The organism is Pseudooctadecabacter sp. (assembly GCF_020627745.1).
GTDB lineage: Bacteria > Pseudomonadota > Alphaproteobacteria > Rhodobacterales > Rhodobacteraceae > Octadecabacter.
This window is the reverse complement of the sequence record NZ_JAHDGE010000003.1, coordinates 87088-110534: the sequence shown is the minus strand read 5'-3', so window position 1 is coordinate 110534 and position 23447 is coordinate 87088. Positions and strand designations below refer to the sequence as shown.

Below are 23447 nucleotides of genomic sequence, written 5' to 3'. Positions count from 1 at the left end.
TCGCCAAGGAAAGCCCCGAACCCGATGTCTCCGAACTCTGGACAGACATCTATGCAGAGGCATCTGCCTGATGACCAACCTTGCTAACATTCTGGCATTGGCCACGCTGTCCAGCGACACGCCCGACGAGGTGCGCGAAGCAGCGAGACTGATGATCACATGGGGCGAAAAAAACCCGCGGGTGTCCGCGATCGCCAGCGCCATTGGCGTCGAAAATGCGAATAAAGCTGCCGCTGAGGCGGCTCAGGCCGCCGGCGTAAAGGACGGCGATCAGGACAAAGTGATCCAGACGGCCGCGCTGATGGCGATCCGCGAGCGTCTCAACATAATCGAAACTGAAATCTCTGAGCTGTCACGCGCACTCACCGATCTGATTGGGGACGCACCTGACGCAAAGCAGGTCATCATCACCCAGCCCGCCCGTGGGGGCTTACTTGAAACAATCCTAGGACGCCTGACGCGCAACGGAGGAAAAAATGGCAACTGAACTGCTTATGCCCGCCCTCTCCCCCACAATGGAGGAAGGCACCCTGGCCAAATGGCTCGTCAAGGAAGGCGATGAGGTCAAATCAGGCGACATCATCGCCGAGATCGAGACCGACAAGGCCACCATGGAATTCGAAGCTGTGGACGAAGGCATCGTCGGCAAGATCCTGATCGAAGAAGGCACCGAAGGCGTCAAGGTGAACACCCCCATCGCCATCATCGGCGAAGAGGGTGAGGACATGTCAGCCGCCTCCGCGGCCAAGTCCGAGGAGCCCGCCCAGCAACCGGCCCCTGCCGACAAGGAACAGAGCTCCGAAGATCAAAAATCCGCCGGCATGGACCACCCCGCGCCCGCGCAGGTCGACCGGTCCCCCGACTGGCCCGAAGGCACGGAAATGAAAACCATGACCGTCCGCGAGGCCCTGAACGAGGCCATGGCCGAGGAGATGGAGCGCGACGAAAACGTCTTCCTCATGGGCGAAGAAGTGGGTGAATACCAAGGTGCCTACAAAATTTCCCAAGGTCTGCTGGATAAATTCGGCGAAAAGCGCGTCATCGACACCCCCATCACCGAACACGGCTTCACCGGCATCGCCGTTGGTGCGGCGTTCGGCGGGTTGAAACCCATCGTCGAATTCATGACCTTCAACTTCGCCATGCAGGCGATTGACCAGATCATCAATTCGGCGGCCAAGACGCTCTATATGTCCGGCGGCCAGATGGGGGCACCGATGGTGTTCCGTGGCCCCAACGGCGCGGCGGCCCGTGTGGGCGCACAGCACAGCCAGGATTATGCCGCATGGTATGCCTCTGTGCCGGGCCTCAAGGTGGTCATGCCCTATTCGGCGGCGGACGCGAAGGGCCTGATGAAAACCGCCATTCGGGACCCCAATCCGGTCATCTTCCTGGAAAATGAAATCCTCTACGGTCGGTCCTTTGAAGTGCCCGTGATGGATGATTTCACCATCCCCTTCGGCAAGGCCAAAGTCGCCCGTGAAGGCAGCGATGTGACCATCGTGTCCTTCGGCATCGGCATGACATACGCCATGGAAGCAGCTGCAAAACTGGCCGAAGACGGGGTCGAGGCCGAGGTCATCGACCTGCGCACCCTGCGTCCGATCGACTATGAAACGGTCCTGAATTCTGTAAAGAAAACAAATCGTTGCATCACAGTTGAAGAAGGCTGGCCCGTGGGCTCCATCGGCAACCACATCGGGGCCACCATCATGCAGGAGGCGTTTGATTACCTTGACGCGCCGGTCATCAACTGCACCGGTAAGGATGTGCCCATGCCCTATGCGGCCAACCTCGAAAAGCTCGCGTTGACGACCACCGCCGAGGTGATCGAAGCCGTGAACAAAGTCACCTACCGGTAAGGAGAGACCACAATGGCAACCGAAATTCTCATGCCCGCGCTCTCCCCCACGATGGAGGAAGGCACGCTGGCCAAATGGCTGGTCAAGGAAGGCGACACCGTGCAATCGGGCGACCTTCTGGCCGAAATCGAAACCGACAAGGCCACGATGGAATTCGAGGCCGTAGACGAAGGGGTCATCGGCAAGATCCTCGTCGCGGAAGGCACCGAGGGCGTAAAGGTCAACACCCCCATCGCCATCGTCGGCGAAGAGGGGGAGGACATGTCTGCCCCTGCCTCCACGAAAGGTGAAGAAAGCGTTAATAATCAGGAGGATACCTTATCCGCGGATAAGGACAGCCATGCAGCACCCGCTGGCGCCTCGGACGCCACAGCGCCCCAGAAAGGCTATGGCAAAGGCGATGCGCCGCAGAAAGCTGCACCATCTGCGGATGGCAGCCGCCTCTTCGCGACACCATTGGCCCGCCGCATCGCCAAGGACAAGGGACTGGACCTGAGCCAGATCAAGGGCTCCGGCCCCCACGGACGCATCATCAAGGCCGACGTGGAAAATGCCAAACCGCAGGACGCCTCCGCGTCCACGTCCAAGGCAGACACCCCCGCCGCAGCACCTGCGGCCAAGGGGGCTGCGATGGCCACAGGTCCAAGCACCGAACAGGTCCTCAAGATGTACGCCGAGCGCGACTTCGAAGAGGTGTCGTTGAATGGTATGCGCAAGACCGTCGCCGCCCGCCTCACCGAGGCCAAGCAGACCGTCCCGCATTTCTACCTGCGCCGCGACATCGAACTGGACGCCCTGCTCAAGTTCCGCAGCCAGCTTAACAAGACGCTTGAGCCGCGCGGCGTGAAACTGTCGGTCAATGATTTCATCATCAAGGCCTGCGCCCTCGCGCTGCAACAGGTGCCCGATGCCAACGCTGTTTGGGCCGGCGACCGGACGTTGAAGTTCAAGGCCTCCGATGTGGCCGTGGCCGTGGCCGTTGAAGGCGGGCTTTTCACGCCTGTGCTGCAGGACGCCGAGATGAAGTCTCTCTCGGCGCTGTCCACCCAGATGAAAGACCTCGCCGGCCGTGCGCGCGATGGCAAACTGGCCCCGCACGAATACGTAGGCGGCAGCTTTGCGATCTCCAACCTCGGCATGTTCGGCATCGACAACTTCGACGCCATCATCAACCCCCCCCACGCCGCTATTCTGGCTGTCGGGGCGGGGGCCAAGAAACCCGTCGTGGGCGAAGACGGCGAAATCAAGGTGGCCACGGTCATGTCGACAACGCTCAGCGTGGATCACCGCGTCATCGACGGCGCACTGGGTGCGGATTTGCTGAACGCGATCAAGTCCAACCTCGAAGATCCGATGGGCATGCTGGCCTGACGGCCAAACTCACGTCACGACAAAGGGCCGCCAGATCATATCTGCGCGGCCCTTATTGTCTTTGTCTCAAAAATATCCTGGGGGAGGCCGCAGGCCGGGGGCAAAGCCCCAAATCGCCGCGCAGCGGCGCGGATCGGATGGGCGAAGCCCGTTCGAAACCCCTATCCGTGTGTGCGCAGCAACTGGTCCATGGTCTGCGACGGCTGGGAACAGCCCGCCTCGCCCACAACCTTGGCAGGCACCCCCGCCACGGTCTTCATCGGCGCCACGGCCTCCAACACCACAGACCCGGCGGCGATGCGGCTGCAATGTCCGATGGTGATGTTGCCCAGCACTTTCGCACCCGCACCGATCAGAACTCCGTCCCCGATCTTGGGATGTCGGTCTTCCTCTTCCTTGCCGGTCCCGCCCAAGGTCACGGAATGCAGCATCGACACATTGTCACCCACCACGGCGGTTTCGCCGATCACGATGGAATGGGCATGGTCAATCATCAAACCCTTGCCGATGGTGGCACCTGGATGGATATCGACGCCGAAAATTTCTGACACCCGCATCTGAACATAATACGCCAGATCGCGCCTGCCCTGACGAAACAGCCACGCGCCCAACCGGTGCGCCTGCACTGCCTGAAAGCCCTTGAAGAACAACAACGGCTGCAAAAACCGCAAACATGCGGGGTCACGGTCATAGATCGCAACAATATCCGCCCGCGCCGCATCAGCCAGTGACGGCTCGGACGCATAGGCATGATCGGCAATTTCACGCAGCATCTGGTCGGACATTTCGGACGACGCAAGCTTCATCGAAATCCGGTACGCCAAAGCGTTTTCCAGCGACGCGTGGTGCAAGACAGAGGTATGTACAAAGCCGCCGATCAGCGGCTCATCCCGGATCGCTGTCTCTGCCTCATCGCAGATACGCTGCCAAACAGGATCAACTTTCGCGATTTTTGTCTGGGTCTGGGCCATGGTGCACCTCACTTTCCCTGCTCTCCTACTCCAGATAATGCGAAGTTTCCAAGAACAAAGCTGTGAAATGCATCGTCACACCTTGTGATGCATCCGGCCTCGCCACGCGGTCAGGGCCGCCAAAACATGGCTCATGGCGGCACAGTAAGCGCCTTCGGCAGCTCCGGAAGGTCCCAAGGGGTGCAACGCCGCCTGCGCGTAAAGCGACCCCGTCCCCCCGGACGGATGCGCCCGCCCCGTGCGTTTGCGCCACCGGTCACAGACATCTGCCTGCGCAATCAGGTCTCGCGCAAACTGTGGCTGATCCAATGGGGGACGAGGCAGGACCGCACGTGCCGCCATATCCAGATCGCTCAGCCCAACAGCCCGCATTACGCTGCCACGTCAATCGCCGCGGAGGGGCCAGGTCCATAGATGTCTGAAATCTGGGCCACCTCGATGCGGATGTCGCCGGTCCCGTCCAGAACCTGCAGTCCGTTCGAATAGCTCCAAGCGGCCTCCGATACGGTCGTCCGACGGACAATATTTCCACCTCGGCTCACCACGACAGCATATCTTTCGAAGGCTTCCGATAGGGGCGTGTCCTCTCCGTCCCAACTGTCGCCATCCTTACGGGTGCGTCTGATCCAGCTGACATCAATGCCACTGTCGGACACTGTCGCACGCAGATGTGCCACGCGGTAAGGCCGCAAGCCTGCCCCATTGGTGGCATCAACGCGGTACTGATAGCTCGGGTCAGACATGGGGCGCGTACCCGGACCAAACCGAATGTGCCGATCCACCCCGCGCGCACCGCCTGACAGCTGCAGCGGCGTGCCGTCAAGCAGGACAAAGACGGACCCTTCGGGCCATTCTTGAGGCGTGATGCCATCGGTTCCCGCCTGTCCGCGCAAACGTGTCGTCAGGTTGTAGGTGTTCGGCCCGATCAGTTCGGCATCGGCAAACTGGAAAACTTCCCAGTTTTCCGCAGACCCGTCGCCGATCGCTGCAAGGTTTGCCCCACCCAGAAGTTGCGCCATCGAGACCGACGACAGATCACCTCGGATCAGTTCCACTGTCAGACCCGGCCCGCGGTCGATCACACCTGGGCATCCGCGGGTCATACTCGTCGTCGTCAGCCCCATGACTGTGGCCGCCGGCAAAAGCCGGTTCAACTGATAGTCTGCATCCTGCGGTGCCGAATAGACGGCGACACTGCCCGGCCAAGGCACACCCGCTGCAGCCACATAGGGCGCGACAGGGTCTTCATCCCCGCGCAAAAGCGGCAGGTCCATCAGCATCAATTCAACCGGTACAGGCGCCACGAAATCGCGCAGATTAAAGGTCTTCTCTGTCACGTCCTGCGGCTCATAGATCGCAGGCTCAATCCGGACCGCCTCAAGGGCCTGCCGGTCCGTTTGCTCCGCATGGTCAATCCGGAACAGACCGTCACCATGCTCGTCCGGCAACCGGACCACATCGCCTGCGCCCACGTTCATCAAGGACGGAGGCAACGTAAACCGTGCCGTATCCCGCGCCACGCGGGCTTCTGACAACCACCGCTCTGCAATGCGCTGCCCCTCGGCACTGGTCAAAACCAGCGGCAGTTCCGACGCTGACGTCGTCAGCCCCCGATCATCTGCAAAAATAGCCTCGGTCGTGCGGACCTCATAATCGGCATCCGCCTCGACAAAGCCCAACCGCACGCGGCCTGCGACTTCGGCGTCCTGCGCGCGTGTCAACTCAATCGCGCCCTCCGCGTCAGCCTCATAGACCAGCTGTGACCGGTCCAGATCAGCATCCAACCGCGCCCCGCGTGTGCGGAACACCAAAACACCGTCCCGTTCAATCGCATCAAACCCGTAGGCCACCATCAGGGGCTGCAAAGCAGATCGCGCGGTAGTCACATCATCTACGCCGTAGCCGCGCACCACACCGTGCAACGCAGACACATCGTAAGACGTGATCCCTGCCCCTTCGCAAATCTCAGCCACGACAGACGGCAAAGACCGTGAGGCCGCCCGCCCGTTGATCCAATGGCCTCGCGAATAATTCACATTGTCCGACCACAGTCCCCCGTTTCCGGGAAAGGCCGGGAACGGCCGTGCATCCCACGCCCAGACATGGATACGGTCCGGATCGACCATGCGCACGCCAGTGACGTCGGACACAGGGTTCAGGTCCTCGTCCGCGTAATGCTGATAGATCGCCCGCAGATATTGCATCTGGATGTAGTCATCGCGAATGCCGTTGGACGCGCGGGGCAGCCCGCTTTCAGAGGATTTCAGATCCACAAAGCGGTTCGGCTCATTGGTGGCCTTGTCCACAGCAGCACAGCCAATTTCGGTAAACCAGATAGGTTTGGACCCCGGCTCCCACGCGGTGGGCAAGGCCGCACGCACGCCGTCCACACGGTCGTGATGTGCCCGCAGCCACCAGTTGCGCAGATCCTTATAGCGCCAGATCCATGGCTCACCCTCCCCGTCCGTGATCGGGGTTCTGATCTGTGCCTCGACGGCTTCTTGGGAATGATAGTACCAATCATACCCCTCGCCGCCCTCCACGTTGGCGGCCAGATAATCAAGGTTGTAGATCGACCCGTACCCCGCATCGAGGTGATCTTCCCCATCGCGCCAGTCGGACAGCGGCATGTAGTTGTCGATACCGATGAAATCAATCGCATCATCCGCCCACAACGGGTCGAGGTGGAATATCTTGTCCGCCGTGCCAACGGGCTGGTAGCCATGGTATTCCGACCAGTCCGCCGCATAGCCGATCTTCACATCCGGCCCCAGAATGCCGCGCACATCAGCGGCAAGGGCTTTCATTGCCTCAACCGCCGGAAAACCAACCGCACCACGAATTTGCGTCAGCGCCCGCATCTCTGACCCGATGCAGAACGCGTCAACCGACCCCGCAATCGCACACAGATGGGCGTAGTGCAGGATGAACCGGCGATACGACCACTCGTTTGGGCCGGAATAGATCACATCTTCACCGCTGATCGTGAAATCGCCCGGCTCGGCGGCACCGAAGAACGCCGCGACCTCTGCATCGGCTGTTGCTGTGCGGTCAGGTGAGCCAGCTTGGCCGGGCGCCAAAGACGTCGTGATCCGCCCGCGCCACGGCAAACGCGGCTGGCTATCCGCATCCGACCACGGGTCCGGCAATCCATTGCCGTCCAGTTGTTCCATCAAAATAAACGGGTAAAAGACCGCCTTTTGCCCGCGATCCGTCAAATCCCGCAAGGCTTCGATGACCGACGCATCCGCTGGCGTGCCTCCGTAGACGGGGCGACCAGCCTCGGTGGGCACCTGTTCTGCTGCAGCGCGGGACGTACCGGAGACGCGCCATTTCATTTCTTTGCCGTCCGCCTCGGTCTGCTCGACTTTCGGCTTGATCTGACACTCCCCGCACCGCAGGTCATCGCCAAACCACGACACAACCATCGTGACCGATCCGCAATTTGGCAATTCTTCTTCCAGTGCCTCAACAGAGGTCAGGTAATCTGTCTTGCCAGACGGCGTGTTCACGTTGGTCGACCGGCGCTGGCCAAAACCTGAGGACACCGTGACAGGTGTCGTCGCCAAGGCGTATTCCCCCGTGCCCGGCACCAATGCCACGCCTGTGACCAAGGAAGCCATATCCGAATGAACCGCTGCATCGCCCTGCCCGGGGCGCATCACTTCAAACGAGAACTGCGGCACGCGATTGCCGAACTGAGACAGATCCAGATCCTCAAGCACCACATAGGCCGTTCCGCGATAGGCCGGAACCTGTCCCGCGCCTTCGACCGCCTCAATTTTCGGGTCCGGCATCTGATCCATTGATCCGGTGTAGACCCGCATGTTCAGATCGTCGCGCGCGACTTCTGCTCCGTCAGCCCAGACCCGCCCCACGCGTGAAATTTCCCCTTCGCCCAGCGCGATCGCAAGCGAAACAGAATAGCTGTAGCTGGTGGTCTTGGGCGGCTTGGGCGCACCTTTGCCACCGCCTGAGGTCCGCGATGTTTCTTCAAACTGCGTGGCCCAGATGACCTGTCCGGCAATCCGCATCCGGCCATAAAGGCGCGCCATTCCCGCCCCTTCGCTGGCCCCCGTTAGCCTGAACCGGTCGACGCGGCCGGTTTCAACGGCGTCGCTGCCTGTTCCCATCAGGCGCTGATCAATCGCCCGTCCTAAAGTGGCACCGGCGGCGCGCCCGATGGTCGCCATACCGATGCCCATGACAGTGCCGCCAAAGGACCCGCCAAGGGCCATGCCCGCTGCAGATAATACAATCGTCGCCATGATGTCAGACCTCTGTGTTATAGTGTGCAGGGACGGCGAAGCGGGCCACCACCCGTCTTTGCCAAGGGGCCGTCAGTGCGTTTTCGACGACGCCGTGCCCTTGATAGGCATGAATAAATGTGGGCGATGGCCCGATCTGGGCCTGAAGGCCCACATGTTTGGCGACCGCACCACTTTGCATGCGGAAAAGAAGGACATCGCCCGCGGCCGCGGCATCTCGATCTTTCCGCGTCAGCCGCTCCGCAATGCCTCTCCACAGCCTTTCATCACCTTGCGGTTCCGACCAGTCAGCGGTGTAGGGCGGTACTGTGATCAACGGCGCAGAGGTCAAGGAAGACCAGACACCACGCAACAACCCCAAGCAATCGCAGCCTGCTCCTTTACGGGCCGCCTGATGAACGTAGGGCGTCCCGATCCAGCTTCGCGCTTCCTCAACAATCGCATTCATGAGGTCAAAAGCCTGCGGAGGCTGCCACCCGTTGCCGTCTTGCTCTGGACGGGGGTGCTGACCAGCCAGTCATCGCCCGGAATGTCCGGAAACCCCTGAAAGTTGACGCCATTACTGAATTTGGACCGGCAGGTGTCGAACCGCTTGTCGCAGCCGGCCTCGATGACGATCATGTCCCCGGGCGCGATTGGGGTCCTGAACGCCTCCCAAATTTCGATCTGGCGTTGCGACCTGACAAACCGGTCGCGCTTGACCATCGCTACAAGGCCCGCAGCCTCCCCGGTGATCACCTTCAGGCGTCCACGCTCAAACCATGCAGGCTCGAAACCGGTCATGTCCTCGAACACGAACCGCCGGCTTTCTTCGATACTCTCCACTGCGGTTTCAACGAAGAACCCGTCGGACCTCACGTCAAATCCACATCGCCCATCGCCCAAGATCGCAGCGCAAGGCGTTTGATAAACCCGTCCCTGCGGCTGGTTGAGCATCTCGGTCAGACCACGCAACTCGGCATGAAATGCACCACCCGCGCGGCGCAATTCCCCGATGGATCCGGCAAATCTCAGGCTGCGCATCTCGACATCGGCCCAGTTGACCAGCCAGGCTTTCACCTCGGCCCCGTCAAAGCGTCCGGCCTCAATGTCCGCTTCCGTGATCGCCGCATCGCTCAGCGCACCCATGGCTTCGGAATTGTCCACAGACAAACCGGTCGCTGACACGATGGCCCGCGCCGTCATTCCGCTGTCTGCTTTGAATGTGATCCCGTCAAAGGTTAGCGGTCCGTCATGGTCGGTAAACCCGTAAAGGGTCCCGTCGCGACGGATCACAGCCCAGCACCGCGCAAGCGTCGTGATGCCGCTGTCCAAATGTCCCTGAAATGCGGTCATACCCGCACCTCGACCACCGGAATATCCGGCACTTCACCGGCCTGAAAGGTCGCCATAGACGTGACGATTGCGTCCGTATCAAACCGGACCGGTACATCGAATTCGTAACCTGCTGTGACTTCGCCTTGCAGATCGGGAGGGTGATTGAAGGTTACCACACCCGTCAGATGATCGACTTCATAATCGACCCCCTCCACCATGGTTTCACCCCCTACAGCCACCAATACGGTGCCCACCACCGGCTTTTTGACCGGCCGCGCATAGGACGCAGTGCCGGAGGCGTAATTTTTCACCAGCTGGAACGCGGTCTGCACCTCATCCCCCATCCCGATGACCTGATCCTCACCGGTGATCTGCGCCTTGGGTGCGGCGGATCGGAAATCCGCCCAGTCTTTCCAGCGAAACCCGAACATCTGTCCCTGCCGCGCCTCGAAGAACGCAACAACGGCTTCGACATCATCCAGCGACCGCAGGCCCATGCCCGCATCATACCGACGACGCGAATGCGCCCACGGCGTGTTGCGCTCCTCAAACCCGTTGGACAAAGTCACAATCTCGGTGCGCCGTTCCGGCCCGCCCAGCGCGCCAAAGCTCAGGTTCGTGGGGAACCGTACCTCATGAAAACTCATCTGCTTGCTCCCTTACCGATTGCGTTGGCCACGGCTCAAAGCGCGGCTCATGGAGGCCGCGATCTGGCTTTGTGACCGCTGGAACCCGGCCACATCCGGGGTCGAGATATTCATGGTGATGTTCACCGATTGCCCGCCCTGCGCCTTCACGCCAAGGCTGCCGTCGGCCCCACGGGTCAGCGGCATAATCGCCTCCGGCCCCGCTTCACCCATCAGGCCAGTGCCGCCGCGCATCGGGAAGGTCGTGGCCCCGTTGACCACCCCGCCCTTGGCAAAGGCCCGCTGCTGTCCGCCCGAAAACGCGCCACCCTTCTCAAAAGGCATCAACGCACCGACCAGCGCATTCACCCCACCGGCCAGAATGCCGCCGAAATGATCCGTCACAGGCTTCATCGCGTTGTTGTAAACCGTGCGCGACATCGCCTCGCCCAAGGTCGAAAACGCGTCCGACAGCGAGTTGCCGTCAAAAACCAACCCGTCAAAAGCCTTGCGCAAACCGCCCGAAAACCCGCGCTCCAGATTGCCCAGATCGCGTGTGGTGTCGCCCAAAGTGCCCTGCATCCGGCGCAACTGGCCGTCAAAGGCATCCGTCATCGCCGTCACCGACCCTAACGTTTCCTCCAGCGCCTTGGCTTCGGTCTCAAGGGCGTCCAACCCGTCGATGTCATCCATAACTCGCTCCTTCATCCGCAACGCGGTCGGGATAATCCGCCGCCAGTTGATCCAACCGGCCCCGTCCCATGGGCATCTCGCCCGCCTCAGGCCCCAACAGCAGCCACAACTCGGCTGGCGTCAGCGCCCAGAATTCATGTGGTTTCAGCCCCAGATCGCGCAGGCCCGTCCGCATCAAACCGGGCCAATCGAAACTCGCTGCGCGGCTCATGGTGTGGCAAAGGCACGGGCCAACAGCTCGGCCGCCGCCTCCGCCGCCCGCACCGGCCCGCCTTCGATCTCAGCGCACAGCAAATCCCGTGCCGATCCCCGCCAGCCACCACCGCGCAGGCCCGCAACGATCAACGCCAAAACGTCCCGCGTGGAAAATCCGCCCGCTTCAAACCGCGCCACCAGCGCCACTAAAGTATCCGCCTGCAAAGACGCCTCCAGCTCCGCCAATGCCCCCAGCGTCAGCTTGCAGATGTGCGCCGTTCCATCCAGAACCAGCGCCACCTCCCCCGCCCAGGGGTTTGCCGGGGGCATCTGCGTGGCCAAATCCATTACGGGAAGGCCACAAAGGTGACTTCGCCGGCGGACGTCATCGACAACTCATAGGTGGCTTCACCGTTGTAGTTGCCCGCATACTCGATGGAACTCACAAGGAACGCGCCCTCGATGGTGCCGAAATCAGGGATGATCACCTGAAAATCCGGGGTCTCGCCGTCAAAGAACACTTGCCGTACGCGTTCATCGCTTGTGGCGTCCTTGAACACGCCCGACCCACTGATCGAGGCGGATTTCACACCGGCCCCGCCCAGCACTTCACGCCAGCCGCCAGTGCTGTCCAGCGACGTCACATCCACGGTTTCTGCGTTGAAACTGATGCGCGTGGCCCGCAGGCCAGCGGCTGTCTCGAACAGGCCATCACCTGTCATGTCGATCTTGATCAACAGATCCTTGCCATTTTGCGCTGTCATAATCCGTACTCCGTAAGGGTTAGAAAGAAAGGTTTAATCGTCCGCCACACGGGCGTTGAACGTCAGATCAATGCGCCGCTCATCCGCCGCACCCACCCGCACTGCCTTGGCGCGGTAGAAATTCAGCGCGACCAGCGTGCCACGGTTCAGGGTCAGATCGGCATCGACCAGCGCGTCAGACACAGCACCCGCCGCCTGCTTGGCGGTGGCAAAGCCTGCGGTGTCAGTCACCACCGAGACAGTGAATTGATGCACCGCACCGCCACCCGTCTTGTCCGACTGGTCCTTCACCAATTCCGGCCCCAGCGCCACGTAGAGGGGCGGCAAAGTGCCCGCCGGAAACGCGTCATAAATGTGATTGCCGACCAAAGAGGCCAGCGTCGCATCCGCTGAAAGTGCTTGATAAACAGCCGCTTGCAGGGCCGCAGAAACGCCATAGCTCATGCCACTGTCTCCTCTTGGGCGGTGCATGCCAGATACCGCCCGTCTGTATCGTCCTCGGCCACCGCCAGAATGCGGAACACCCGCGTGCCTTCGACAAAGCGCTGATCCGGCTTCGGGCGCGCTTGCGATCCGACAGGGGCCGCACGCACAAAAATCTTGTAGGACACCCGGCTCAGCGGGGCCGCAGTCCCCGCCGCCTCACGGCCAGAGCGCGCGACCACATGGGCCCACAAATGCCCCAGCGGCATCCAGCTTTGGGTAAACCCGCCCGCGCCATCCGCCACCCGTGCAGGTGTTTCCAGCAGCAGTTGGCGGTTCAAACGATACGCCATTACACCGCACCCCCGCCCGTCAGGCGCATCACCCGGTGACGTTCAATCAAGGCGCTGACACCAAAGGGCATGCAGCCGCCATCGTACTGCACCTCATGGCGGTACTCGTAATAATGGGCAGCCAACAGCAACACGGCCTGCGCCAGATCTGCGGGCAAATCGCTCCATTCGGGGCCAAAGCCCGCCAGCATCTGCACCTTCACCGATCCCGCCTGGGGGATCGTGGGCAGTGCGGCGGCAACAGACGCCAGCACAGGCCGCTGCATGTCAGGACGCAACTGATAGCTGGCCGCATCCACGACGGTCTCACCGCCCAGACGGTCCACCAGAACCACATCCACAATCGCACTCACCGGCCCAATCGGCAGCGCCTGCGCACCGCCATCGCGCCACCGCGTCAACGTCCAGCTGAACGTGCGCTCAATCAGCGCCTTGCCGGTCCGCGCCTCAATCGCCGCCATAGCAGAGCGCAAAAAGCTCTCGATCAGCGTGTCCTGCAGTCCGTCATCGGCAAAGCCCGATCCAAGGCGCAGGTGTTCTTTGAACAGGGCGACCGGCAAAGCCCCTGTCGGCACCGTGGTTTCTTCAATCAACATCATTGGGTCTCTCCGAAAACGGTCTTCAAATTGGGTCCGCCATTTGGCTGAAAACCCGGACGCGTGCTCCCCGCATTGCTCGGACGGAAGGAAGCAGCTGGACAACGCGAAGATGAACTCGCGCCCCGCACGCGCCCGGACCCGGCCCTGCCCGAAGGCAGAACCGTTCCGTGCAGCAGCGCGCTTACGCGGTGCCGAACTTCAGCAGCTTGATCGCCGCATAGTCGGAAACAGACCCGCCCACGCGCTTGGTCGCATAGAACAGCACGTGTGGCTTGGCGCTGAAGGGATCGCGCAGCACGCGCAGATCAGGGCGTTCGGCCACGGTGTAACCGGCCCCGAAATCACCAAAGGCGATTGGCGTGGTGTCAGACCCGATGTCGGGCATGTCTTCCGCGATCAGAACGGCATAGCCCAGCAGACGTGCAGGCTCACCTGCCGTCAGACCGTCAGACCACAAGAAGCGGCCGTCATTGTCCTTCAGCTTGCGCACAGCACCGGCCGTTTTTGAGTTCATGACGAACGTACCATTGGCGCGGTATTCAGCACCCAGCGCATAGACCAGATCGATCAGCGCATCGGCCCCGTTGAAATCGCCGTCGGCACCGGTGACGACATAGCCAAGGTTGCCCCAGGCCCAAACGTCATTGTCCACAGACGGTGCTGTCAGGAAACCGGTGGGCTTGTCGATGCCGTCACCGTTTACGAAAGCAGCGGCCTCGGAACGGGCAAACTTGTCGGCGATGCGACCGGCCAGCCATTCGTCGATGTTGAAGGCGCTGTCATCCAGCAGACGCTGGGACGCTTTGGGCAGCGCGGACAGCTCATGCAGCGGAATGGTGATGCGGTCGATGGACGGCGTGCCCGTCTCGGCGGTGGATCCTGCCTCAGTGGCCCAGCCCGCACCCATTTCGGTGTGATCAATCAGCACATCGTAGGACGTGGCTTCCACGTTCACCACATTGGCAATCGCACGGATGGACGCCGTGGCGGCCAGCGTGGATTGAACCGTCGCAGATGTCTGCGGGTCCACCAGATAACCACCGTCGGCGGCCACAGCCGTGGACATGGATTTGCCTTCCATCTCAAGGCCACGCAGCGCGTCATCATCGCCGGACCGCAGATAGTCCTCAAACGCCTTTTGATGGGGCGCCTCAACAGAGGCAGCGGTGGCCAGCGCGGGGCGTGCGCCAAAGGTAGATTTACGATCAAGTTTGGTCATGCGGTCATCCTGCTCTTGCAACTTGGTTTGAATGTTGGTCGTGAAGTCTTTGAATTCGCTCACAAAGCCCGCCATCGCGGACTTCAGCTCAGCGGCTGGGTTCGGGCTTGGGGTCGCCGCACAAGGCGCATCTTCCCCGGCCCGAGCCTTGCACTCGGGTGTCGTCATGTTGGTGATCCTTCAGATCTTTTCGGTGAAACGCCGGGGCTACATCCCGCCCAGCACGGCACGGGCATCCTCAAACACCCCTGCCAAATCACGCATGGCGGTCTCAAAGGGGTCATCCCCCTTCGCGCCCACCCGCGCATCAGGAAGCATCGGGAAGGTCACCAGCGACACCTCCCAAAGCTCCAGCTCCGACAACAGGCGACCGCCCGTGTCATTCTTTGTGGCCCGCACCGTGCGGTACCCAATCGACAGCCCGTCAATGGCGCCCGCCTCAATCAGCGCGGCGGCCTCACGGCCCTTTTCCACATCTGTCAGAATACGGCCCTTGACCCACAGGCCCGCCTCATCCTCACGGACCTCATCCCAGACGCCGATGGGCTGTTCAGGGTCGTGCTGCCACAGCATCTTGACGCGATTGTTCTTCGCGGCCATGCGTTCCAGCGACTTGGCATAGGCCCCTTTGGCCACCACATCGCCGCCCTGATCGGCCTTGCCGAACAGCGACCCATAGCCCGAAATCTCGATCCCGTTTTCAACCGGCTTGGCATCCCCAAGGGCGATAAATTTATGTTCCAAAGTCATCTCAAATCTCCCTTAGGGGGTCGCCGTCAAAATGGATTCAAACGCCTGCGCCAGGATCACACCGACCACGCCGTAAACCGTCAGCCACAACCGGCGTTCCAGCCGTTCCATCATCGTTTCAATCTTGCCCAGCTGGGTGTTCAGCTGCGCAAATTGCAGCGCCGCCAGCCTCTCATGGGCCTCAATGCGCAGGCTCGGGCCGCACTCAAAACTGTCGCGCAGATCATTCATCGCCCACCTCCAACGCGGGCAATCCCAGCAGATGACGCTTTTCTGCATCCGTCAGGAAAGACGCCTCGCCCACCCGTTTCCACTGCGCATCCCGCTCGGACGCCAGGGCCGGCACCTGATCCAGATCAGGCTTCAGATCGATCCGCTCACCGGAGAAATCCCCCAGCCAGTCGGCAATCGCACCCGTGACCCGTGTGACCAGCGGCAAGACCGTCAATCGGTAAAACGCGCGGTTCGCCTCTTGGTAATTCGCATAGGTCGCATCGCCCTGAATCCCCAGCAACATCGGCGGCACGCCGAAGGCAATGGCGATCTCACGCGCGGCCCCTTCCTTGGTCTTCAGAAATTCCATGTCCGAGGGGCTGAAGCCCATAGGCTTCCAATCCAGCCCCCCTTCCAGCAACATCGGACGGCCCGCGTTCTTGGCCCCTTGATGCTGTGTCTCCATCTCATGCAGCAACCGGTCATATTGATCGCTCGACAGTTGCGACTGCCCGTCAGCCCCGCGATAGACAATCGCGCCCGATGGCCGTGCGGCATTATCCAATAAAGCCTTGGACCACCGGCTGGCCGCATTGTGCACATCCAGCGCCGTGGCAGCCGCCTGCATCGGGCTCAACCCGTAATGGTCATCCTGCGGGTGGAACGACTTGATATGACAAATCGGGGATGCCCCCTCACCCACCGCAAAGCGGTGCTTGCGCCCGCCCACGGTGTAATCATAGGCCACAGGCCAGCCATCGGCACCCGGCACAATCGACATCCGGTCCGACCGCAACACATGCAGCTCCACCGGCCCGTCCTCAGAGGCCACAGCCTCGACATAGCCATTGCCCGTCAACAACAGCTGACCAAACAACGCCTCAAACAGCTCCGCCCGGCCCTGCGCGCCATTGGGCCGCTGGATCAGGTCCATGACCGGATGGCTGTCATAGCGGCGCACATCATCTTGCAACACCAATGGCAACGCCGCTGCTGCCTCCGCGATCATCTTGACCGCGCGAAAGCCCACAGGGTTCGCCGTAAACCCGACCCGTGTCAGGCTGGCCGCATCCCGTGCGCCCCAAACTGTGCGACCCGCAGCCCCCCAAGCGGCAATCTTGCCCGTGGCCGATGCCTTTACCTCGGACGGCGCCGCCTGCGCTGTCTCAACATCAGATCGCTTCAGAAAATCAAACATCCAACTCTCCCTTGGGTCCCGCTTTCAATCGCGGCAATCGCTGCAACTTGAATAGAATTTGCATCTAAATGATTACGAAGGTCTGAGGCCCCCGCGCGGTGCCCCTGCAACACCCCACAAACGCCTTTGTTTTCAGGCCCTAAAGCCCGCGCACCCGTGGCGCACGCCACTTGGCAGACGGCTCAAGAAACAGATCCGTCAATGCCCAAACCAGCGCATCCACGCGGTCCGGCGATCCTTGTCCATCAAACCCCTGCGCCGTCATCTGGCACATCTCGTCTTCCAACTCACCCAGACCTGACACATGCCGCACGCGGCCCTGCTCGTACAAAGCCGCCACAGGCTCCGCCCGTGCGGATTTTCCACGCGTGGCATGAACACCCCGATAGGACACCGTCGGATCAATCGACCGCACGATGGTCTCCACCATGGCACCGCCCTGATTGACCTCGGCCACCATCCGGTCCGCCCCGTGCCGGTCCATCGCGGCGACGGCAGCCGCCGCCCAGCCATTGGGCGACAACCCTTGGACAGACGCATCTTCCAACACATAGACACGCCAGTCCTTGACAGGCCCCTGCATCACAATGCCCGCCACCACGATCCCGCAGGCATCCGACGTGGCACCCGACCCCGCAGGCGGGTCCACCGCCACCACGATCCGGTCCAGTTCAGGCACGGTTTTCACATGCACGGCCTCCAGCGCGTCGGACGTCCAAAGCGCACCCTCCACATCAGGCAGCAAGATGCCCTCCAACTCCTGCCGCCCATAACGCGACCCGCCAAACTGCTCCTGCACGGCCTCAATAAACCCGTCCGCCAGATTGGCGCGGTTTTCCGCTGTCGACGCATGGGTCTGCACCGTGCCATCCCGCGCCAACAAATCCTTCAGCACTGCCACGTTCTTCGGCGTCGTGGTCACGCAGGCCCGTGGCTTGTCGCCCAACCGCAGACAAAACTGCAACGTCTCCCACGTCTTGGCCGCCTTCGGCCATTTCGCCAGTTCATCGGCCCAAACCGCGTCAAACTGCGGCCCGCGCAAACGTTCGGGATCAAACGAGGAATACAGCCGTGCTTCCGCGCCATTGGGCCATGTCAGCATCTGCCGCGTGGCACTCCATTTAGGGCGGCGGTCAGGCGGCGAACAGGCCAATATCCCGCTCTCGCCAAACACCATAACCTCGCGCACCTGCTCCATCGTCTCCCCGATCAAACCGATCCGCCGCGCCGGGCCGGGGTCGCGCGGACGCGACCCCTCCACCATCGACCGGACCCACTCTGCACCCGCGCGCGTCTTTCCCGCACCGCGGCCCCCCAGAATGACCCAGGTCCGCCAGTCCCCCTCCGGCGGCACTTGATGGTCCAACGCCCAGAACGCGAACAAAAAGGGCAAGGCCCTCAGTTCAGCTTTCGTCAGACCGTTCAGAAACGTCGCTTGGTCGGCAGCATTTGCGGATGCGACCAAGGCGGCACCTGATTTGATCCCGGACGGCATCGAAATCAATGTCCCCGTCCCGAAGTCCTGTTCCGTGTTTGTCATTGAACTCTGCCTCTTTCTTATTGATATCGAGGTACGCCTGATGCAGTTGCGTCATCTGTTTCGGCAGCGATGCCACCTCCTTGAGCTCTCCCTGCTCAACCAGATCCAAAACTGCTTTCAGCGTGTCCCGAATGCTTGAATGAAGCCGCCTAGCCTCCTCAATACGTTCGGCGGCCGATTTCTGTTCGGTGGTGTTACCACCGCTTTGGGTTGTCATGGGGCAATCCCCTCTCAGGTTGCTCCGCCCGATCGTCCAACGAAAACGGGCCTTGGGGTGAAATGCCCCAAGACCCGTCCAAGTCTCTTCCAGCATGGGGGAAACTTACCCCCCGCCGTCCAATTTCCCAAAAATTAGCAAAGTGTTAGCGCACGCCCCATAGGAACATCCGTTAACCTTTTAGTTGTCAGATGACGCATCCCGCTCCGCTTCCAGACGCCGATAAATCGCAACATTGTCGTTGTGTTCGGCCAGCGTGACGGCAAAATTATGCCCGTCGCGCGGGTCCAGCGTTTTGGCCACAAAGAAGATGTAATCGGTGTCCGCCGGGTTCAACGCGGCCTCGATGGACCCCGCACCCGGATTGGCAATGGGCGTCGCCGGCAAACCGTCAATCACATAAGTATTCCAGGGGTTATCGGCCCGCAGCTCGCTTTGCCGCAACCCGCGTCCCAGCACCCCGCGCCCTTCCGTGACGCCGTAAATCACCGTGGGGTCGGTCTGCAACCGCATCCCCTGATTCAAACGGTTTACAAAGACCGACGCCACATCAAACCGCTCATCCGAGGTCGAGGCCTCTTTCTCAATGATCGACGCCAGAATCAGCGCCTCTTCGGGGCTGTCCAAAGGCAACCCATCGGCCCGTGATGCCCACGCCTCAGCCAAGGTGCGCTCCTGCGCGGATTGCATTTGCGCCAGCAATTCCGCCACCGAATCCCCCGCGCTCACCTGATAAGAATCAGGCGCCAGAAGCCCCTCCGGCGGGATCTCTTCGACCTGCCCCTCCATGAATTCCAGCGCGTTCAGCGCCTGAACAACCTGCCAGCTTGTCACCCCTTCCGAAATAACAACGCGGTACTGCGTATCGCTCTGCTCTCGGGTTTCGGTGTAAACCGCAGGCGTGTCCTCAACCGCAGGCTCGAAACTTGCCAGTTGTTCAAACCGGCCCGTCGCGGGGTCCAGTTCACGCACCTGCGCCAGCGTCCGCGTCACACCCACCCGGTAGACAATCTCGGTCCCGCAGGTGCTTGCCCCGCCGCGCGTCACGATATCCACGATCTCTTCCATGGACGACGACGCAGGCACCAGAAAACTGCCCGCCTTCAGAAGGCTCGTCTTGTCGGAATAATCCGCACCCATCCGGAAAATCGAAGACGACGAAATCGCCCCCTCCCGTTCCAGATTTTCACTGACCCGCCGCATGTTGCTGCCCGAAGGCACCTGCACGCAGATCGCCTCATCCAAAGGCCCTTCCGCGGAATACTGGTTGGTCCCCCAGACAATCACGCCGCCCGCCAGAAACAGCAGAACAACCAGAAACGTCAGCGCATTGCTGGCGATATGTTTCCACATGGTTAGGTGACCTTACCAAACAGGACGGAAGCATTCGTACCGCCAAACCCGAACGAATTCGACAGCGCCACATTGATCTCCCGTTCGACCTTGGCATTGGGTGCCAGATCGACCTTTGTTTCAACGGCCGGATTGTCCAGATTGATCGTCGGCGGTGCCACCTGATCGCGGATCGCAAGGATCGAGAATATGGCCTCAATCGCGCCCGCAGCCCCCAAAAGGTGCCCCGTGGCCGACTTCGTGGAGGACATCGTCACCTTAGACGCAGCCTCCCCCATCATCCGCTCAACCGCACCCAACTCAATGGTATCCGCCATGGTCGATGTGCCGTGGGCATTGATGTAATCAATATCCGCAGGCTCCAGCCCCGCATCCTTCAACGCCATCCGCATGGACCGCTCCCCACCTTCACCGTCCTCAGACGGGGCCGTGATGTGATAGGCGTCACCGGTCAGGCCATAGCCCAACACTTCGGCGTAAATCTTGGCCCCGCGGGCCACCGCGTGATCGTAGTCTTCCAGCACGACCATGCCCGCACCCTCGCCCATCACGAACCCGTCACGGTCCGCGTCATAGGGGCGGCTGGCCGCCTTGGGGTCATCAGCACGTTTGGTCGACAGCGCCTTACAGGCGTTGAAACCCGCGATCCCGATCTCGCAGATCGTGGCCTCGGCCCCGCCAGCAATCATCACATCCGCACGACCCGATTTGATCAGCTGCGTGGCATCGCCAATGGCGTGCGCGCCCGTGGAACAGGCCGTTACAACCGCATGGTTGGGGCCTTTGAACCCGTACTTGATGGCGATCTGGCCAGAAATCAGGTTGATCAACGCGCCCGGCACAAAAAACGGCGACACACGGCGCGGCCCCTTTTCCTTCATCATGATCGCGGTGTTGGCGATGGAATTGAGGCCGCCAATGCCCGATCCCGTCAAGACACCCGTCCGTTCCAGATCCGCTGCGTCCTCAGGCTGCCAACCAGCGTCCTCGACGGCCTGCTTGGCGGCCGCCATCGCGAAGACGATAAAATCATCGACCTTCCGGCGCTCTTTCGGCTCCATATAGGCGTCAGGATTGAACGTGCCGTCACTGCCGTCGCCATAGGGCACTTCGCAGGCATACGTCGTGCCAAACCCTTCGGGGTCAAAATGCGTAATCGGTCCTGCGCCGGATTGCGCATCCAAAATACGCTCCCAGCTTTTCTCGACCCCATCCGCAAGGGGCGTCACCAACCCCAAACCTGTTACGACCACTCGACGCATGCCACACCCTCACGCTTGCTTTTCTTTGAAGTCATTTACCCCGCTTCGCAAGCTGGGGGCAAGCCCATGGCCAACCTGCGGTCCGGATCGGCAAGCTTAAGACTTTGGAAAAGATTCACCCTCAATATGCCTTCAGTTCTGGACGGAGGTTCCTTGGAACACGCGCGATACCTTATGGCAGTTTTTCTGATCGGCACCGGCTCCCCGGCGGCGGCGGACTTGTGTGACCTGATCAAAAGCATCGACCGAATTGAAAGTCGCATCGCCACCGGCCCCACAACCCGAACGACGACAACCCTGCAGCAACTGGCCGACAACACGGACATCCTGAAAACTTTCTTCCCGCGGAATGCCGCCCTCCGCGCCGCCCTGCGCGACTACACCGCATCGGTCGATCAGATCATGGTCCCGACCGACACGCCACCGTCTGTCAAACAAGCCCAGCTCGCGGCGCCTGAAACGCGTCGGCTTTTGCAAAACATGCTCTCCGCAAGTTCTCCGGTTTGCGGCACGCATTCCTACCTCATGCTGTCCTCGCCTCAAGAAAGTGCAAGCAATCCGGCCGACTTGACCACACGCGGCATCCGGGGCGGTTTTTCCGCATGGACGGCCGATTTTCTCGCTTTCGCGGCCCTGCTGATCACGACCCTAATCACCCTTGGCGGGGCGGTTTACCTGTTTCGAAAAAGGGGACGGCGCACCAAACGGATCATGTGCAATATCCCGGTAAGCATACGGACGGGCGCTATGGACTTCCGAACGCGCATTTTTGACATCAGCAGCAAGGGGGCAAAAATCAAACTGCCGGATGATCCGGTCCCTTCACAGGACGCCACGATCACAATCAAGGGCATCGACATTCCCGCAAGGATTACATGGCAAAACGGGCACTTTGCAGGTGTCGTCTTTGCGGATCCTCTGCTGCCCGCCGATCTGCGTTCAATCCTGGCCGCCCGCCCGATCCGGGACCATCGACACGCCTGACCGGACAGCCGCGAACCACAGCGCAACGCGCCATCGAAAAAGGGCGGCACCAAGCGGCACCACCCTTTTCCTAACCGTCAAAGATAGGGTCGCTTAGGACGCTTCTTTGATGAACTTCACGGCGTCGCCGAAGCTCTGGATCGTTTCGGCTGCATCGTCGGGGATTTCGATACCGAATTCCTCTTCAAAGGCCATGACCAGCTCAACCGTATCAAGGCTGTCTGCGCCCAGGTCGTCGATGAAGGACGCGCCCTCAACAACTTTATCTTCTTCCACACCCAGGTGCTCTACAACGATCTTACGAACGCGATCTGCGACGTCGCTCATGTCAAATTCCTCACATAGTTCAGGGCTTTGCGCCCGTTGGTCAGCCCGTCATCACTCCCGCAATACCGGACCATTTGCGCCCCGCGAAGGGCCCCGAAGTTCCCGACGCAACGTCACGAACCCCAATTCTGCGTGGCCTATAGCAGAGATTCCCCGCTTGGCAAACGCTTTCAGACCGTTTGGTCAGATGCCCTATATAGGCGCTACAGCATCGCCATACCACCATTGACATGCAAAGTTGTGCCCGTGACGTAGGCCGCCCCGTCGCTGGCCAGATAAAGCGCCGCGGCCGCAATTTCCTCGGGCGTGCCCATGCGACCGGCTGGGATTTGGCCGTTGATCTTGTCCTTTTGATCGTCCGTCAATTTGTCGGTCATGGCCGTCGCGATGAAACCCGGCGCAATACAGTTGACGGTGATGCCGCGCGACGCGACTTCATAGGCGATGGATTTGCTCATCCCCACCATACCCGCCTTGGAGGCTGCGTAATTGGCCTGCCCCGGATTGCCCGTAGCCCCGACGATGGAACTGACGTTGATAATCCGCCCCGACCGCGCCTTCATCATGCCGCGAATGACGCCCTTGCACAGCCGCATGGTGGACGTAAGGTTCACGTTGATCACATCAGACCATTCCGCATCGGACATCCGCATGAAAATCTGATCGCGGGTGATCCCTGCGTTGTTGACCAGAATATCAACCGATCCCATAGCCTCGGTGGCCTGCTTGGGCAGCGCATCGACAGCCTCTCCATCGCTGAGATTGCAGGGCAGCACGTGGGCGCGTTCGCCCAACTCAGCGGCTAGAGCTTCAAGAGGCTCCACCCGCGTGCCAGACAGGCCCACGGTGGCACCTGCGGCATGCAAGGTCTTGGCGATCTCGCCGCCTATCCCGCCAGAGGCTCCGGTGATCAGCGCGTTTTTCCCAGTCAAATCAAACATA

Annotated in this window: 26 protein-coding genes; 4 read left to right on the top strand and 22 right to left on the bottom strand. The window is 61.0% G+C overall.

What is annotated here, in order from left to right:
- Positions 1-70 precede the first annotated feature (70 nt).
- Genes QZ653_RS02425 through QZ653_RS02415 form a run of 3 tightly spaced genes read left to right on the top strand, consistent with a single transcriptional unit; the run spans position 71 to position 3233 of the window.
- A complete protein-coding gene (locus tag QZ653_RS02425; protein ID WP_296417375.1) occupies positions 71-487 on the top strand; it encodes a hypothetical protein in 417 nt (138 codons plus the stop codon).
- On the top strand, positions 477-1862 hold the full coding sequence (locus QZ653_RS02420; RefSeq protein WP_296417374.1) for a pyruvate dehydrogenase complex E1 component subunit beta: 1386 nt from the start codon (positions 477-479) through the stop codon (positions 1860-1862). Before QZ653_RS02425 ends, QZ653_RS02420 begins: the two co-directional genes overlap by 11 nt.
- A gap of 12 nt (positions 1863-1874) precedes the next feature.
- Complete coding sequence (locus QZ653_RS02415) at positions 1875-3233, top strand: pyruvate dehydrogenase complex dihydrolipoamide acetyltransferase (protein ID WP_296417373.1); 1359 nt, start codon at positions 1875-1877, stop codon at positions 3231-3233.
- A gap of 161 nt (positions 3234-3394) precedes the next feature.
- Here the strand turns inward: QZ653_RS02415 and cysE are convergent, their stop codons facing one another.
- The 20 genes from cysE to fabF form a co-directional block, all read right to left on the bottom strand.
- Positions 3395-4204, bottom strand: a complete 810-nt coding sequence (cysE, locus tag QZ653_RS02410; RefSeq protein WP_296417372.1) for a serine O-acetyltransferase — start codon at positions 4202-4204, stop codon at positions 3395-3397.
- Positions 4205-4575: 371 nt separating this feature from the next.
- Positions 4576-8472, bottom strand: a complete 3897-nt coding sequence (locus QZ653_RS02405) for a glycoside hydrolase/phage tail family protein (protein WP_296417371.1) — start codon at positions 8470-8472, stop codon at positions 4576-4578.
- Positions 8473-8476: 4 nt separating this feature from the next.
- Positions 8477-8920, bottom strand: coding sequence for an NlpC/P60 family protein (locus tag QZ653_RS02400; protein ID WP_296417370.1), 444 nt, complete (start codon positions 8918-8920; stop codon positions 8477-8479).
- A complete protein-coding gene (locus QZ653_RS02395; RefSeq protein WP_296417369.1) occupies positions 8917-9807 on the bottom strand; it encodes a DUF2163 domain-containing protein in 891 nt (296 codons plus the stop codon). The genes QZ653_RS02400 and QZ653_RS02395 overlap by 4 nt, the downstream gene beginning before the upstream one ends.
- A complete protein-coding gene (locus QZ653_RS02390; protein WP_296417368.1) occupies positions 9804-10436 on the bottom strand; it encodes a DUF2460 domain-containing protein in 633 nt (210 codons plus the stop codon). Before QZ653_RS02390 ends, QZ653_RS02395 begins: the two co-directional genes overlap by 4 nt.
- 12 nt (positions 10437-10448) lie before the next feature.
- Positions 10449-11108 carry a phage tail tape measure protein gene (locus QZ653_RS02385; protein ID WP_296417367.1) on the bottom strand — a complete coding sequence of 220 codons (660 nt, stop codon included), beginning with the start codon at positions 11106-11108 and terminating at the stop codon, positions 10449-10451.
- Positions 11101-11319 (bottom strand): rcc01693 family protein, encoded by a 219-nt coding sequence (locus tag QZ653_RS02380; RefSeq protein WP_296417366.1) that lies wholly within the window; start codon positions 11317-11319, stop codon positions 11101-11103. Before QZ653_RS02380 ends, QZ653_RS02385 begins: the two co-directional genes overlap by 8 nt.
- Positions 11316-11633 carry a gene transfer agent family protein gene (locus QZ653_RS02375; RefSeq protein ID WP_296417365.1) on the bottom strand — a complete coding sequence of 106 codons (318 nt, stop codon included), beginning with the start codon at positions 11631-11633 and terminating at the stop codon, positions 11316-11318. The genes QZ653_RS02380 and QZ653_RS02375 overlap by 4 nt, the downstream gene beginning before the upstream one ends.
- A 17-nt stretch (positions 11634-11650) precedes the next feature.
- Positions 11651-12067, bottom strand: a complete 417-nt coding sequence (locus tag QZ653_RS02370; protein WP_296417364.1) for a phage major tail protein, TP901-1 family — start codon at positions 12065-12067, stop codon at positions 11651-11653.
- A gap of 33 nt (positions 12068-12100) precedes the next feature.
- The gene (locus QZ653_RS02365) at positions 12101-12511 is read right to left on the bottom strand and encodes a DUF3168 domain-containing protein (RefSeq protein WP_296417363.1); all 411 of its coding nucleotides are present in this window, start codon (positions 12509-12511) and stop codon (positions 12101-12103) included.
- Entirely contained in the window at positions 12508-12843 is a 336-nt protein-coding gene (locus QZ653_RS02360; RefSeq protein ID WP_296417362.1) for a head-tail adaptor protein, read from the bottom strand. Before QZ653_RS02360 ends, QZ653_RS02365 begins: the two co-directional genes overlap by 4 nt.
- Positions 12843-13442: a hypothetical protein gene (locus QZ653_RS02355; protein ID WP_296417361.1), complete on the bottom strand. Its 600-nt coding sequence runs from the start codon at positions 13440-13442 to the stop codon at positions 12843-12845. The genes QZ653_RS02360 and QZ653_RS02355 overlap by 1 nt, the downstream gene beginning before the upstream one ends.
- A gap of 181 nt (positions 13443-13623) precedes the next feature.
- Positions 13624-14829: a phage major capsid protein gene (locus QZ653_RS02350; RefSeq protein ID WP_296417360.1), complete on the bottom strand. Its 1206-nt coding sequence runs from the start codon at positions 14827-14829 to the stop codon at positions 13624-13626.
- 39 nt (positions 14830-14868) lie between these two features.
- A complete protein-coding gene (locus tag QZ653_RS02345; protein WP_296417359.1) occupies positions 14869-15411 on the bottom strand; it encodes an HK97 family phage prohead protease in 543 nt (180 codons plus the stop codon).
- Between the two features lie 12 nt (positions 15412-15423).
- Positions 15424-15642 (bottom strand): hypothetical protein, encoded by a 219-nt coding sequence (locus QZ653_RS02340; RefSeq protein ID WP_296417358.1) that lies wholly within the window; start codon positions 15640-15642, stop codon positions 15424-15426.
- Positions 15635-16822, bottom strand: coding sequence for a phage portal protein (locus tag QZ653_RS02335; RefSeq protein ID WP_296417357.1), 1188 nt, complete (start codon positions 16820-16822; stop codon positions 15635-15637). The genes QZ653_RS02340 and QZ653_RS02335 overlap by 8 nt, the downstream gene beginning before the upstream one ends.
- 139 nt (positions 16823-16961) lie before the next feature.
- The gene (locus QZ653_RS02330; protein WP_296417435.1) at positions 16962-18317 is read right to left on the bottom strand and encodes a DNA-packaging protein; all 1356 of its coding nucleotides are present in this window, start codon (positions 18315-18317) and stop codon (positions 16962-16964) included.
- Complete coding sequence (locus QZ653_RS02325) at positions 18226-18579, bottom strand: hypothetical protein (protein ID WP_296417439.1); 354 nt, start codon at positions 18577-18579, stop codon at positions 18226-18228. The genes QZ653_RS02330 and QZ653_RS02325 overlap by 92 nt, the downstream gene beginning before the upstream one ends.
- Before the next feature lie 180 nt (positions 18580-18759).
- Positions 18760-19932 (bottom strand): endolytic transglycosylase MltG, encoded by a 1173-nt coding sequence (gene mltG / locus QZ653_RS02320; RefSeq protein ID WP_296417356.1) that lies wholly within the window; start codon positions 19930-19932, stop codon positions 18760-18762.
- 2 nt (positions 19933-19934) lie between these two features.
- Positions 19935-21194 carry a beta-ketoacyl-ACP synthase II gene (fabF, locus tag QZ653_RS02315; protein ID WP_296417355.1) on the bottom strand — a complete coding sequence of 420 codons (1260 nt, stop codon included), beginning with the start codon at positions 21192-21194 and terminating at the stop codon, positions 19935-19937.
- Between the two features lie 174 nt (positions 21195-21368).
- Between fabF and QZ653_RS02310 the strand changes: the two genes are divergently transcribed.
- Positions 21369-22178 carry a PilZ domain-containing protein gene (locus tag QZ653_RS02310; RefSeq protein ID WP_296417353.1) on the top strand — a complete coding sequence of 270 codons (810 nt, stop codon included), beginning with the start codon at positions 21369-21371 and terminating at the stop codon, positions 22176-22178.
- A 93-nt stretch (positions 22179-22271) separates the two neighbouring features.
- Here the strand turns inward: QZ653_RS02310 and QZ653_RS02305 are convergent, their stop codons facing one another.
- The gene (locus QZ653_RS02305) at positions 22272-22505 is read right to left on the bottom strand and encodes an acyl carrier protein (RefSeq protein ID WP_085865552.1); all 234 of its coding nucleotides are present in this window, start codon (positions 22503-22505) and stop codon (positions 22272-22274) included.
- Between the two features lie 203 nt (positions 22506-22708).
- Positions 22709-23446, bottom strand: a complete 738-nt coding sequence (gene fabG, locus QZ653_RS02300) for a 3-oxoacyl-[acyl-carrier-protein] reductase (RefSeq protein ID WP_296417352.1) — start codon at positions 23444-23446, stop codon at positions 22709-22711.
- Position 23447 lies beyond the last annotated feature (1 nt).